The sequence below is a fragment of the Rhodocytophaga rosea genome (genome assembly GCF_010119975.1).
Classification (GTDB): Bacteria; Bacteroidota; Bacteroidia; order Cytophagales; family 172606-1; genus Rhodocytophaga; species Rhodocytophaga rosea.
In genome coordinates this window covers 1,581,423-1,593,767 of sequence record NZ_CP048222.1, presented here as the reverse complement: position 1 = coordinate 1,593,767, position 12,345 = coordinate 1,581,423, and the positions used below count along the sequence as shown (strand labels likewise).

The following is a 12,345-nucleotide window of genomic DNA, read 5'->3' as shown; positions in this document are numbered from 1 at the left end:
ACAGATTGGAGATGAATAGGTTTATTTAATTCACGCGTATATGCTATTAAAATTATAAAATTAAATAGAACCCAGAAATGGCAGATTGAACAGGAGAGGACAGACCCTTAAGCAACGCCTTTTGGTACCACAAGAAAGGTTAAATCCGCTCGCCTCATCCTTCTGAAAGGATAAATGAAGACATCTTTAAAATTATAGATATTGCCAATAGGAGTAGTATATCTTTTACTGCTCTTTTTCCGTAAGAATAACTTACTATTAACTCCTCTTTTTCCTAACTTCTAAACTTTTTACTATAATGAAAACTACTTTCTCTTTTAAGCTTTCTATCCAATGGATGGGATTCCTGGGCATGCTGTGTCTATGGTCTGCTTGCAGTTCCCCAAGGCTTGCTCACCATGCTTTATCATCAAACAATTCTATCTCCATTGCCCAACAGGATGAAGCACCACAAGCAGCTCATACAAACTCAGCCTCTACAACTTCGCTTGAATCCGCTCAAGAAGTAGAGCTGATGGCCAGCAATAATGCTAATCTACTGCCTGCTGTTTCCGAAAAGCTGGATGTTTCCTTAACAGCACTATCTGTTGAGAATCCTACACTGGCCCGCAAGATGACTAAAGTGGTGGGTAAGCTGGAAAAACAGACAGCTGTTAGCTTTCAAAACCAACCAGTGCAGGCAAGTGCAACAAACAAAAATGCGGCTAAGAAATTACTGGCAAAAGCAGAAAAGAAATTTGACATTCTGAAAGAAAAGAAAGCAGATGCTGCCCAGGCCAATACTACTCTGGTAGCATTGGGAGCTTTATTAGCCATTGTAGGTCTTGTTTTAGTACTGGCTAGCTCAGGTACAGCCGCTACTGTTGGCTTGATTTCATTGGTGATAGGTGTAGTTCTGTTAATTATCAGTTTAGTTAGCAACTAAGTATAGGCTGAAAAGCCAGATAAAAATGAATGCCCGCTATTGCTTTAGGAGTAGCGGGTACTAAAATGTTGGCAACTATAAAAAGATAATACAAATTTTTAACCAGGCATGAATGTTTATCTTAATAGAGAACATAGAGTAGTGCTACAGGATTGCTGGGAGCCGGATGTTATTGACACTGGTGGTAAAAGCTTATGCCAGGCATATTTTTTATTCTACCCTTAATGTATCGACTCCTGGCTAGTCTGGGAAAGATTTTTCATTTCCGGATTTTATTATTAGCAGCCAGAGATTCTGCTTTGGCGATACTGAAACGTCAATTATTTTTAATAGTCCCCATCACAAGGAGGCTAACTCATTGATGCAGCTGTGTAGTTGTTCATCCTCTGGGGCACCCCATCCAAATTTACCATCTGCATCTTCTATGTAACCATCCGGTGATGTAAGCATGGAGTAGATCAATTTAATCTTGCCTATATCTTTCATAGCGTATAGATTGAAAGTTCCAGTGTATCGCTGAAAGTTTACAAAGGATTGGGCAGTGTATTGAAGAGATAATGCGATAGAGTGGATGGTATTTGCGTCAAATTATCTCTCATGTAACCCCCTTGCATATAAGAGACCAAATATTTTTCACACAAAGGATAAATAATTTCTAAAAACACTAAATATTTATTGATAATCAATAAATATTTAGTAAATTGGCAGTAGCATATAACATTGTAAAATCATGATGAAAAGAATATCAACGCTATTTCTTCAGGCAGTCATCGTGCTTGTCGGCATCGTGGCGCTTGCCATTCTGATTCGCTTTCCTCTAATTGAGGGAAGAGCGGCAAACTTAGACTTATTGAGCATTTATGCTGACCCTTTCATCATATATGGATACGCAGCCTCAATCGCTTTTTTTGTGGCCCTCTACAAAGTGTTTAGATTACTTAGATACATCGGACAAAATAAAGTATTCTCCTCAGACTCTGTTGCCACTCTAAAGAGTATAAAGTATTGTGCCATCGTTTTGAGTATATTAATTGTGATAGCAGGACTATTCGTAATGATATCCCATCATACAGAGGATGATCCTGCAGGTTTTCTTGCCATTTGTATCCTGACTACTTTTATTGCTATTGTAGCTGCAACGGCTGCCTCAATATTTGAAAAAATCCTGCAGAAAGCCCTAGACATCAAATCTGAAAATGAGTTAACCATCTAATCTATGCCAATCATTGTAAACCTAGACGTGATGATGGCAAAGCGGAAAATTTCTCTCAATGAACTTTCTCAAAGAGTGGATTTGACATTATCTAACCTTTCTATCTTAAAGACAGGGAAAGCGAAAGCCATTCGTTTTACTACCTTAGAGGCCATTTGTAAAGCATTAGACTGCCAGCCGGGGGACATTTTGGAATATATAGATGATAAAAAAAGGAACACCGAACCGCTTACACTGCATTGAGATTGCTAAGCGGCACCCTTAAGTGTAGTGAGGGAAGCCCTTATAGATGGAAATCTATCAGGCAACACGCTGCAAGACTTTTGGCAAGCAAGAGCCAAGTATATGGGAGTAACAGCAACCCAATACCATAATTCTGTTGTAAAAGAATTCGAAAAAATAATGAATGTTCCTGATGATTCAGCGTTTAATCTTTGGTTTGAGTATGACCTGTTTTGTCAAGTGAACTTGCAATAAAAAACTGGACAAAAAGTTAAGCTACCTGTTGATATTGATTTATTTTCATTCCGTATTCATCCGGTGTCATGTACCCAAGAGATGCATGAATTCTCTGCCTATTGTACCAGATCTCAATAAATATCAAATACCTCCCTTTTGGTGGCTTCTGTCGACTTTATTTCCCTCTGATGAATTAATTCAGTTTTCAGTGTCCTAAAAAAGCTCTCGGCCACTACATTATCCCAACAATTAGCTTTTCGGCTCATACTCTGCCTAACCAGTTTATGAGTCTTAAGAATATCTATACATTCATGGCAGGCATATTGTACGCCTCTGTCAGAATGGAATATGAGTTCATAAGCAATTGGACAATTTTTAAGTGCCATATTCCAAGCAGCAATGACTGTATCAGAAGTTTTCATTGTTTGGCTTAACGCCCATCCAATGACTTTTCTATCTCCCAAATCAATTACTGTGGTCAGGTATAACCCACCTTCTATGGTTTTGATATAAGTGATATCAGAAACCCAGGCTTTACCAGTTTGTGCTGGTGTAAAGTTTCGGTTTAGTAGATTTTCTGAAATTGGAAAGCTATGATCGGACTCTGCTGTTGGGACTCTAAACTTTTTATGAATTATACTCTTGATGCCATGCATTTTCATAAGTCTAGCAACTCTATGCCTTGATATGTGAATTCCTCTTTTTTGTAGTTCAATTGTAACCTTTGGGCTTCCATACCTGTTTTTACTTCCCGAATGCACCTCTTGGATTGATTTTAGAGCATTTTCATTACTTAAGGTTCTGGTAGAAGGTTTACGGTTGAGCCAATGATAAAACCCGCTTCTACTGATTTTGAAAACTCTACACATCCTCGCAGGTGGCAAATATAGATTGATAGCTCCTTCATAAACTGGAAGATTTGCCATCGTTCCTGGAGAAGATACTTACTGCCTTTTTTGGACCTGCCTACGTTGTGAGCATCGGCTCCATATCACGTTCTATTTCTGCTTCTCGTAACTGCCGTTTGAGTCTGGCAATTTCTGCCTGCTCTGCAGATAAGGCCGGCTTTCCTTGACCTGAGAAGTTACCTTGTTTTTTCTGTTGATATTCTCTCTTCCATCGGCTTTCCAATTCAGGGAGAAGACCTAATTCTTCTGCTACCTCTGTGGTGGATTTACCAGATAGACACAGTTCTACAGTCATTATTTTAAACTCCTTATCAAATTATCGTCTTTCTTTTTTCATGTCAGCTAAGTTAAACTTTCTGAGCTTAACTTAATTTCCAGTCAAATGTAGCAGGTTCAGTAGTTAACCAATCGTATTTAAATATAGGAAAGAAAAGCGTTTTAGCAGAGCAATACTCGTAAAGGTTCTTTCCTGTAGAAGAGGGCAATTACATTCATCAAATTTAAACTGATAGATACACAAGGAAATGAATATACGTTGTATATTGGCGTATATATCGAAGGAATTATTTTGTAAAGCTATGATACAAAAATGGATAGCAGTATTGATGGGTTGTGTGCTCTGTATCAGGCATTTTTAACTATTTTTTTCCTCAGTGGCCGCACATCGCTTAACACCAGAAATACGGTTACCAGTCCGATAAGGAAAAAGCTTAGAACAAGAGGAAAAACACTATTGTCCATTAAGTGACTAATGACTGATCCCAGAGAAGCACCAATAGCAAAGAAACAAGTTCCATAAATCGCTGAGGCCATACCTGCCCTATTTCCCATGGGTTCCAGTGCCAGAGCACTGCTATTGGGTTCAACAGCTAAATTTATTGCCATCATCAGGGCAACGGCAATAAAGAATACAAGCATAGTTGGTGGATCTCCGAAAGTAATGGTATAGAGCAGCAAAACACCTCCCACTATTGTATAGATTATTAAGAGCCATCGTATTGTTAGCCGTGCTCCATACCTGGACGAAAGACGGGAATTGAGTAAGGAACAACAAGACATCAGTAGGCCAATGCCTGCAAAAATCCAGGCAAATAATTCAGGCCTGCCGTAGATCACGCCTACAATGTGCTCGGAGCTGGCAACATAGGAACTTAATCCTGTAAAAAGAAGGGTAGTTATGCCGGTATAGCGAAGAAATATCGGATTGCCGATCACTTTCCGGATGGATTTACCAACACTCCTCCAGTTGAGTGAAGTGCGTTGCTCGCGAGGAAGAGACTCCTCCAATCGGAGTGACCAGAGAAAGACAATAACCGCAAACAGGGGAGGAGTGAGGAAAACCATTTGCCAGGAGGCAACAGATAGAATGGCCAATCCCAGAAAGGGCGCAACGACCGGAGTAAACAAAAATATGGTAAAGACCAGAGACATGATACGGGCCATCTGGTCTCCCACAAACCGATCCCTGACACCTGCGACAGTAGTCATTAAAACGGCAGATGCTCCCATGCCGGCCACAAAGCGTACGGCAAGCATAAACTCTAAGCTAGGGGCAAAGGCAGCAGCGATGCCACCAACAATATAAAGGGGAAATCCGATCCGCAGAATTGCCAGCCGCCCAAAACGGTCAGAAAGGGCACCAAAAATAATCTGGACGATCTGACCCATAAAGAAGAAGGAGATGATCTGTGCTGGAGCCGTAGAATCAGGTTTGAGACCAAAGTGCTCGCGAAGTTCACCAAATGCCGGAAGCATAATATCAATTCCCAAAGCCGTCAGGGTCATTGTGCAGGCGGATAGTGCGATAAACTCAGCTGGTTTCATTTTCATAAGGTTGCGCTAAAAATACGTTATTGAGAGTGTATCGGGATGGCAAACTTCAACGCATGTAAGTTGTGTTTTTTATTAACTATTGAAGTCCAAAGCAAAAAACGATCATTGCTCCAGCATGCTAAGTTTGCGTTTGAAGTCCACCAGCCAGATAGCGCCAAGTTAGAGCTTATTGCCTGATAAATTATTTCAGAAGGGGAATTACTTTTGTAAATCACTGCTTGCCGCTATCTTATTTTTAACTCGGGTATTCCTTTTCCATCCCTTACTAATTTGAACAAACTACCTTTTATATATTGGTCCCAGGCTGGGGTGCACACATTGTAACATTCAACTGTGGGCACCAGGCCAAAGTGTGTAAACCTGATATCCGTTTCATTTCCGTTATTAGCCAGTTCAAAACTGATTTTAGTGTTCGTCCATTCCTGTTTATCTTCCAGAAAATTTAATTTACTATCAGTTACAAGCCACACCACTTTTTTGCCTGGAATAAACTCAATGAGTTTTTGTTTGGAATAATGAACATCACCAAAGTGCACACTAAATTCATCGTTCAACTGTTGCGAACTGCCTTCCAGATTTTCTGTCCACCATTGTGAAACCTTGTTAATGCAGTTGAATGCTTCCTGTTCGGTAGCCTCTACAGTCAGGCGAATATGATAATCTTGTGTTGTCATGTATATTTTATAGTTGATTGTTACTGGTATATTCATCGATTAACTGCTGATTAAAGCCACCTTCTTTAGGATTCGGTTGCCCCATGCCAGTGCTGATCAAACTGCGCAAGCTATCGTGTATATAATGGCTCCAGGCATCTTTGCAGATGTTGTAACATTCATATTGAGGAACCAAACCCAGGTGTGTGAATTGTATCTGCGTTTTATTCTCTCTTTGCGAAATCTCAAAACTGATTTTTGTGTCCTTCCATTCGGTTTTGTCTGTTGTAAAATTGAAATGATTGTCCATCACAAGCCAGACAATTTTTTCGTTGGGGATGAGTTCTATTATTTTCATTCTGGAAAAGTGGATATCCTGGTAATGATAGGTAAACTCATCACCAAGTTTGTTTGTGCTGCCTTCAATTTCTTCGGACCACCATCCCCTTACATTCGTGATGGCATTGAATGCTTGTTCCGGCGTTTGTTCTACCATGATGGTAGCTGTAAAATCTTGATGTTGCATGCTCTTTAGCTGTTTGTAATTACCGTGAATAAAGCAAAGGTATTGTCTAATACTTACTTAAGCAGGGTGCGAAATGGACATTCTGGAGGGTTGATTTGGACATAATCAATGTCTATCTTTATAAGAAAGTATAATCCATGAAACACATTTCCATCATCGTTCCTGAAGGCCAAAGCAACCTCGGCACGGTAGCTTGTATCGTAGGTGCCTATGAAATATTTACTAGAGCAAATGATTATTGGAAAGAAAAGGGTAAAAAGCAATTGCTGACAGTTGAGCTGGCAGGAGTTTCAAAAAATACAGATTTTCATGAGGGCTTGTTAACCGTAAAGCCGCATACGCACATTTCTGCTATCGGTAAAACTCATCTGATTCTTATTCCTTCCCTGGCCCATGATTATCAAACAGCCGTGGAAGGAAACCAGTTGCTGCTCGATTGGATGGTTAAACAATATAAAGAGGGTGCCGAAATAGCCAGTATGTGCAGTGGGGCTTTTATGCTGGCTTCAGCCGGTCTGTTGGATGGTAAAAAATGTTCTACGCATTGGTCTGCGGCTGATACCTTCAGGACTTTGTTTCCAAAAGTAAATTTACAGCCAGATAAACTGATTACGGATGAGAAAGGCATTTATACCAATGGGGGCGGTTATTCTTTTCTGAACTTGGTGCTGTATCTGGTAGAGAAATATTATGACAGGCAAACGGCCATTTTTTGCTCCAAAATATTCCAGATTGAAATTGACAGGCAAAGTCAGTCAGCCTTCATCATATTTACAGGTCAGAAGCAGCACGGAGATGAAATGGTTCAGCAAGCCCAGGCCTATATTGAAAGTAATCTGCATGAAAAAATCTCTGTGGAAGAGTTGTCTTCCAGGTTTGCTGTGGGCAGACGAAACTTTGACAGACGGTTTATCAAAGCTACCGGCAATACGCCTGTAGAATACCTGCAACGGGTAAAAATGGAAGCAGCCAAAAAAGCCTTCGAAACTACCCGCAAGACCATTAATGAAGTTATGTATGAAGTGGGCTATTCGGATGTGAAGGCATTCCGGGAAGTATTCAGAAAAATTACAGGCATGTCACCATTAGAATACAGAGGTAAATACAATAAGGAGGCGGCCTAATGGAGTGTACACCTGTTTCACTCAGGAGTGTTGTATGGGGAATAGCAACTTAATATTTATGGGAACGCTATTGTAGAATAAGAAAGGCTGGGCCAAAGAATCAATATATTCTTAGAGGCGTACTATATCGGCTGAGAAGTAAAAGACACATCCATTTACTTTATCAAATACTACAAAATACACGGAAATAGGTAGAAAATTCTGATGTTTGGTAATTGCATTAAATACTTCATCCCCTTTTTCAGAATTCTTTTGTAAGTGGCTCAAAAGATGTAGCCCTGGTACTTTTGGTTTTGTACAACGTGCCAATGCCTACTTTCTGAATATAAGTGGTGCTTTTATTAAAAACTTTAATGGCGTATTCCCCGTCAGGAAGATCTGAAAAATTGAATTTCTTCTTATACTTTCTTCCTCTCACACTTTCCCGGTGTAATACTCTTTTATAGCCATTCAGGATTACTATTGTAATTAAATCTTTTGGACTGGCATTGCTAACCCTGACTACTATAGATAAGGGATTATCGGATACAGAATAGGCCATTACCTCTAAGGCTTCATTATTGTTTGCCTGGTTATCCTGGGCATGGGCTGTATGGCTGCAGTATATCAGCAGTAGGAGTGTGAATACTGTAGCTAGCGATCTTGATTTGGTTCTACTCCCGTTCATGACTTTTTGAATTTATATTGAATGTATTGCTACTTATAACATACATAAGCTGATAAGCACTTACCTGAAAATAATGTAGTTAAATATAAGACGTTGGCACTTGAGTGAAATAACCCATGGTGTGGTATTTTGTCAAACTCTCTTACATGTGCAGTTTGGTAGCCATACTTGCGAATGTGGTCTTGCAACCTTTTAATTAGTAAAGGGCTCTTAGTGGAAACCATTGACAGGAAATTTATGAAAACCAGATCTTTCTTATTTACTTTTATTTTTATGGGCTTCGGGCTGTTTAGTTGCTCAACAGATGCTGTTCCGGAAGAGCAGTCAGACCCTAAGAAAAACGCCAGATTAGCAGATTGTGCTCCGGATGTAGTGTGTACCGAAATGTTTGCTGCCGTATCTGCTACCATAAAATATACAGATGGCAGCCCTGTTAAGCTGGATAAGTATCAGGTAATTAAAACTTCTACTGGAGCGGATAATACACCAGCCATAAGTTCAGACGAACTGGATATGTACCGCAACATGGGTGTGTATCTGATCACCAATGATAATTACCGGAAGGAGCTACGTAACCAGCAGCAGGAAGTAGAATTTATTGGTCATAAAGATGGGAAAGAGCTAGTGCGGAGAAAATTCACAATCGGCGCAGACTGCTGTCATGTGATGCATATTGATGGAGAACTGGAAATTACCATTGAGAAGTAACTCTAGGCCGGTTGGCTGGGTCTTCTCCTGATATAAGTTGACAAAAATTAGCTCTTAAAATAAGTAATAAAAATGACCGGACAAAAAGTAAAAAAATCCTATTTTAGAAGGGATAGGTTACACTCTTTTCCCTATCGCCTATATATTCAGTTTCAAGAAAGGGGAGTATCTTTTTACTTTTCTACTCTACAGATAGTGCTTAATAATTTTCTAGTATGGGATTCTGTTATAAAAACAAGCTGCTTAAAAACATCAACCTATATCAGTATAAGACCTTAATTGAAGAGTTTACACAAACTTCTTTTGGGAGACATAATGGTAGCAAGAATTTAAAGAAAAGTATTACAACTAACACTGAATATGTAATCAGCTCAGTTAATGGCTCGAGGTCTAAGTATAATGTTGGTGTGCAAGGTATTGTAAGACATTATCTGTAAACAAAAATTAATGAAAAGAATACTATTATTCGAATGCATTTTTGTAATACTACTGATAGTAAGTTAGATTTACTTTCAAAAAATTAATGCAAATCATGTAATGATGAATGAGGCTATATATACTTTAGTAACTAATTACTTTAGTTGAAAAGTATGCTGTCAATACTAACCTTAACGGATCTGTTTCAACGAAATCAGACTGCTAATGCTCAAGGTAGGATCACCCTGATTGAAAGAAGCTATTGTAAGCTGTATGACTGGTAATAAAACCATATTGGTTCTCATTTGTTTCATTGCATTTATAAGTCTGGGGCTTCCGGATGGTCTTTTAGGTGTAGCCTGGCCGTACATGCACCAAAATTACAGGGTTCAATTGGACTCATTAGGCGTAATTTTGATTTTTTTTACGGCAGGTTATCTAGTAGCCAGTTTTAACAGTGGACGTATTCTCTCCAAAATCTCTTTAGGAATCTTGCTTGCTGGTAGCTGTGCCATTACGGGACTAAGTTTACTAGGCTTTGCATTTGGCAGCCAGTGGGTGGTTTTGCCGGTGATGGCTTTTTTATTAGGCACCGGGGGAGGTGCCATTGATTCCTCAATAAATACATTTGCTGCCCAACGTTTCACCACCAGTACCCTCAACTGGCTACATGCTTTTTATGGGGTTGGCGCGACCATTGGCCCGGTGATCATGACTACCTATCTGGCGAGCAACTTCCCATGGTTCTCCGGGTATGTGACTGTAGGGACAGTTCAACTTACTCTTGCCCTTGTATTTTTACTTACAATCGGGCTATGGAAAACGCAGGCCCATCATCATGAATCTTTTGTACATGCCAGCACCAGTGAGACCTTAAGTTTGCCGGTTACCTGGCTAAGCCTGGCCGTTTTTTTCTTTTATTCCGGCATAGAAATTAGTCTGGGTCAATGGCTGTTCACGGTGCTTACCAAAGCCAGAAATAGTACCGAAACATCGGCAGGTTTCTGGACAAGTGCTTATTGGGGGAGCCTAACTGCAGGCAGGATCTTTTTTGGCATCATTCTAACAAAGGCCTCGGTAAATAAAGTTCTACTCGGCTCTTTTATCGGGCTGATTGTAGGCACTCTATCAATTGCCTTCAACTTGGTACCTATTGTTACCTTCGTAGGAATCATTATAACCGGTTTTTCGCTGGCTCCCGTTTTTCCCAGCCTTATTGCCTTAACACCAAAACGCGTAGGAGCCAGCCATGCCCCTAATGTGGTAGGTTTTCAGATTTCTGCTGCCATGACAGGAGGGGCTTTATTGCCGGCTTTTGCTGGATTGATGATCGATATTTTTGGCGTAAATTTTATTCCTGTAATTCACGCAATAGAGGCAGTTCTGTTACTCTTGTTCTATCTTTGGCTTGCAACAAAATACAAAGTAAAAGCCTAGGTATGGAGCAAAATAATACTCAAGTTATGTTCAGCGGAACGGATAAGGCTGTATTATACTGTAGATTACAGATTAAATAATAAAAACAAAAACCATTTCAAGAGTTTGAAATGGTTTGTAGTAACCTATAACAAAGATGAGGAATTCTTTTGTAGTGCAAAGCTGCAGGAAATAATAGATTCCTAGGTTGCTACTATATTAACATTATGTAAATAAATACAAGCAACAAGATGTAAATTTTAATAAGTAGCTCAATGTCAGAAAAATGCGGTCTATAGATGAGCGTTTGGAGAATCAAATAACAAATAGATTTCAAATACAAATCGTCTGTTATTCATACCATATGATCAGTTGAACTCGCTACCTTCGATTGGACAGTAAGTTAAGCAAAAATAATTACCTTAACGAATATGTCACAAAGATAATGCTATCGTACTTAAAGAAACGGAAGGGAACGACCGTTTGGGCAAACGGTATACGGATTGGAAGACAATATTTTACCAAGCGACCAAATTATAAGTAATTAAAGAATGTAGTACTAACTGGCAATACAATCACAATCAACTCTTAATTTTGAAGATGAATGTAATTAACCTTCCAGACGATATATTATCAAATAAGGTAGAACTTAATAGCCCGATTATCATATATCCGTATAGCTCAAAAATTAACCGCTTCAGAGAAAAATCAGTGTTACACCAAAATGCGGTTAGCCTTGTTATAAGCGGGCAAAAAACAATACGATTTGTAGAAATAGCTGTTAATACCAACGACCAGGAAATTCACTTCCTTTCGGCAGGTAATAGCATTGCATCGTTTGATATTACGAAGTATCAAGAATTTGAGAGCATTTTAATCTTCTTTAACAATAAAGAATTGACAGACTTTTCTGTTAGCAATGCAACGTTGATTGATGAAATTAAAAGAAAATATAATCCGGTACCAAGCCGTTATATCTCTTTTGAAAAGGATGATTTTATCCGCACCTATATTACCTCCATGCATTTAATTGTTGCAAGGAGCAGGCCACTTTCTTTAGAAATGAAACGCATCAAGCTATGGGAGCTTTTACTTTATTTATTAGAAAATCGTTCTCAACCCTTTCTTTCTTTTCTATATCGGGGCAATGCGTTACAAAATGAAATGACTATACGGAAGGTGGTTGAATCTAATATAACAGAAAACCTCACGCTTGGAGAAATGGCTTTTCTTTGCAATGTAAGCACATCGACGTTTAAAAGACAATTTGGGAAGATTTATAATGCCTCCCCCACAACGTGGTTTCTACAACAGAAAATGCAAATAGCGGCACAACTATTAACACAACACAATGAAAAACCGGGCGAAATCTGGTTTAAACTTGGTTTTGAAACACATACAGGATTTACAAAAGCATTTAAAAAACATTTCGGTATTTCCCCAAAAGTTTATGGGACTAGTCTGAGCTAAAAGGAACAATGTCTGACTCAATGCGA

Annotated in this window: 14 protein-coding genes; 7 read left to right on the top strand and 7 right to left on the bottom strand. The window is 39.2% G+C overall.

The window, feature by feature from the left end:
• Positions 1-298: 298 nt before the first annotated feature.
• Complete coding sequence (locus GXP67_RS06745; RefSeq protein WP_162442434.1) at positions 299-925, top strand: hypothetical protein; 627 nt, start codon at positions 299-301, stop codon at positions 923-925.
• Between the two features lie 339 nt (positions 926-1,264).
• Here the strand turns inward: GXP67_RS06745 and GXP67_RS06740 are convergent, their stop codons facing one another.
• Positions 1,265-1,411: a hypothetical protein gene (locus GXP67_RS06740; protein ID WP_162442433.1), complete on the bottom strand. Its 147-nt coding sequence runs from the start codon at positions 1,409-1,411 to the stop codon at positions 1,265-1,267.
• Positions 1,412-1,655: 244 nt separating this feature from the next.
• On the opposite strand from GXP67_RS06740, the gene GXP67_RS06735 reads away from it, so the two are divergent.
• Together GXP67_RS06735 and GXP67_RS06730 are read left to right on the top strand one after the other, a co-directional pair.
• Positions 1,656-2,138 carry a DUF2975 domain-containing protein gene (locus tag GXP67_RS06735; RefSeq protein WP_232065006.1) on the top strand — a complete coding sequence of 161 codons (483 nt, stop codon included), beginning with the start codon at positions 1,656-1,658 and terminating at the stop codon, positions 2,136-2,138.
• A gap of 3 nt (positions 2,139-2,141) precedes the next feature.
• Positions 2,142-2,381: a helix-turn-helix domain-containing protein gene (locus tag GXP67_RS06730; RefSeq protein ID WP_162442432.1), complete on the top strand. Its 240-nt coding sequence runs from the start codon at positions 2,142-2,144 to the stop codon at positions 2,379-2,381.
• A gap of 347 nt (positions 2,382-2,728) precedes the next feature.
• Here the strand turns inward: GXP67_RS06730 and GXP67_RS06725 are convergent, their stop codons facing one another.
• The 5 genes from GXP67_RS06725 to GXP67_RS06705 all read right to left on the bottom strand — a co-directional run bounded on the left by GXP67_RS06725 (position 2,729) and on the right by GXP67_RS06705 (position 6,517).
• Positions 2,729-3,523 (bottom strand): IS3 family transposase, encoded by a 795-nt coding sequence (locus tag GXP67_RS06725; protein ID WP_162442431.1) that lies wholly within the window; start codon positions 3,521-3,523, stop codon positions 2,729-2,731.
• 40 nt (positions 3,524-3,563) lie between these two features.
• Positions 3,564-3,800 carry a transposase gene (locus GXP67_RS06720; protein ID WP_162442430.1) on the bottom strand — a complete coding sequence of 79 codons (237 nt, stop codon included), beginning with the start codon at positions 3,798-3,800 and terminating at the stop codon, positions 3,564-3,566.
• A gap of 329 nt (positions 3,801-4,129) precedes the next feature.
• A complete protein-coding gene (locus GXP67_RS06715) occupies positions 4,130-5,335 on the bottom strand; it encodes an MFS transporter (RefSeq protein WP_162442429.1) in 1,206 nt (401 codons plus the stop codon).
• A gap of 227 nt (positions 5,336-5,562) precedes the next feature.
• On the bottom strand, positions 5,563-6,012 hold the full coding sequence (locus GXP67_RS06710; protein ID WP_162442428.1) for an SRPBCC domain-containing protein: 450 nt from the start codon (positions 6,010-6,012) through the stop codon (positions 5,563-5,565).
• 7 nt (positions 6,013-6,019) lie between these two features.
• Positions 6,020-6,517: an SRPBCC family protein gene (locus GXP67_RS06705; protein WP_162442427.1), complete on the bottom strand. Its 498-nt coding sequence runs from the start codon at positions 6,515-6,517 to the stop codon at positions 6,020-6,022.
• A 137-nt stretch (positions 6,518-6,654) separates the two neighbouring features.
• Between GXP67_RS06705 and GXP67_RS06700 the strand changes: the two genes are divergently transcribed.
• Entirely contained in the window at positions 6,655-7,641 is a 987-nt protein-coding gene (locus tag GXP67_RS06700) for a GlxA family transcriptional regulator (protein ID WP_162442426.1), read from the top strand.
• Between the two features lie 241 nt (positions 7,642-7,882).
• Here GXP67_RS06700 and GXP67_RS06695 read toward each other — a convergent pair whose 3' ends face one another.
• On the bottom strand, positions 7,883-8,308 hold the full coding sequence (locus GXP67_RS06695; RefSeq protein ID WP_162442425.1) for a T9SS type A sorting domain-containing protein: 426 nt from the start codon (positions 8,306-8,308) through the stop codon (positions 7,883-7,885).
• Positions 8,309-8,545: 237 nt separating this feature from the next.
• On the opposite strand from GXP67_RS06695, the gene GXP67_RS06690 reads away from it, so the two are divergent.
• The 3 genes from GXP67_RS06690 (at position 8,546) to GXP67_RS06680 (ending at position 12,319) form a co-directional block, all read left to right on the top strand.
• Entirely contained in the window at positions 8,546-9,016 is a 471-nt protein-coding gene (locus GXP67_RS06690; RefSeq protein WP_162442424.1) for a hypothetical protein, read from the top strand.
• A 690-nt stretch (positions 9,017-9,706) separates the two neighbouring features.
• Complete coding sequence (locus GXP67_RS06685) at positions 9,707-10,870, top strand: MFS transporter (RefSeq protein WP_162442423.1); 1,164 nt, start codon at positions 9,707-9,709, stop codon at positions 10,868-10,870.
• Positions 10,871-11,449: 579 nt separating this feature from the next.
• Positions 11,450-12,319 (top strand): helix-turn-helix transcriptional regulator, encoded by an 870-nt coding sequence (locus GXP67_RS06680; RefSeq protein WP_162442422.1) that lies wholly within the window; start codon positions 11,450-11,452, stop codon positions 12,317-12,319.
• Positions 12,320-12,345 lie beyond the last annotated feature (26 nt).

Bases quoted from the DNA above. Each gene is read 5' to 3' on its own strand.
- GXP67_RS06745 (WP_162442434.1), top strand. From the start codon at position 299: ATGAAAACTACTTTCTCTTTTAAGCTTTCTATCCAATGGATGGGATTC.
- GXP67_RS06740 (WP_162442433.1), bottom strand. From the start codon at position 1,411: ATGAAAGATATAGGCAAGATTAAATTGATCTACTCCATGCTTACATCA.
- GXP67_RS06735 (WP_232065006.1), top strand. From the start codon at position 1,656: ATGATGAAAAGAATATCAACGCTATTTCTTCAGGCAGTCATCGTGCTT.
- GXP67_RS06730 (WP_162442432.1), top strand. From the start codon at position 2,142: ATGCCAATCATTGTAAACCTAGACGTGATGATGGCAAAGCGGAAAATT.
- GXP67_RS06725 (WP_162442431.1), bottom strand. From the start codon at position 3,523: ATGGCAAATCTTCCAGTTTATGAAGGAGCTATCAATCTATATTTGCCA.
- GXP67_RS06720 (WP_162442430.1), bottom strand. From the start codon at position 3,800: ATGACTGTAGAACTGTGTCTATCTGGTAAATCCACCACAGAGGTAGCA.
- GXP67_RS06715 (WP_162442429.1), bottom strand. From the start codon at position 5,335: ATGAAAATGAAACCAGCTGAGTTTATCGCACTATCCGCCTGCACAATG.
- GXP67_RS06710 (WP_162442428.1), bottom strand. From the start codon at position 6,012: ATGACAACACAAGATTATCATATTCGCCTGACTGTAGAGGCTACCGAA.
- GXP67_RS06705 (WP_162442427.1), bottom strand. From the start codon at position 6,517: ATGCAACATCAAGATTTTACAGCTACCATCATGGTAGAACAAACGCCG.
- GXP67_RS06700 (WP_162442426.1), top strand. From the start codon at position 6,655: ATGAAACACATTTCCATCATCGTTCCTGAAGGCCAAAGCAACCTCGGC.
- GXP67_RS06695 (WP_162442425.1), bottom strand. From the start codon at position 8,308: ATGAACGGGAGTAGAACCAAATCAAGATCGCTAGCTACAGTATTCACA.
- GXP67_RS06690 (WP_162442424.1), top strand. From the start codon at position 8,546: ATGAAAACCAGATCTTTCTTATTTACTTTTATTTTTATGGGCTTCGGG.
- GXP67_RS06685 (WP_162442423.1), top strand. From the start codon at position 9,707: ATGACTGGTAATAAAACCATATTGGTTCTCATTTGTTTCATTGCATTT.
- GXP67_RS06680 (WP_162442422.1), top strand. From the start codon at position 11,450: ATGAATGTAATTAACCTTCCAGACGATATATTATCAAATAAGGTAGAA.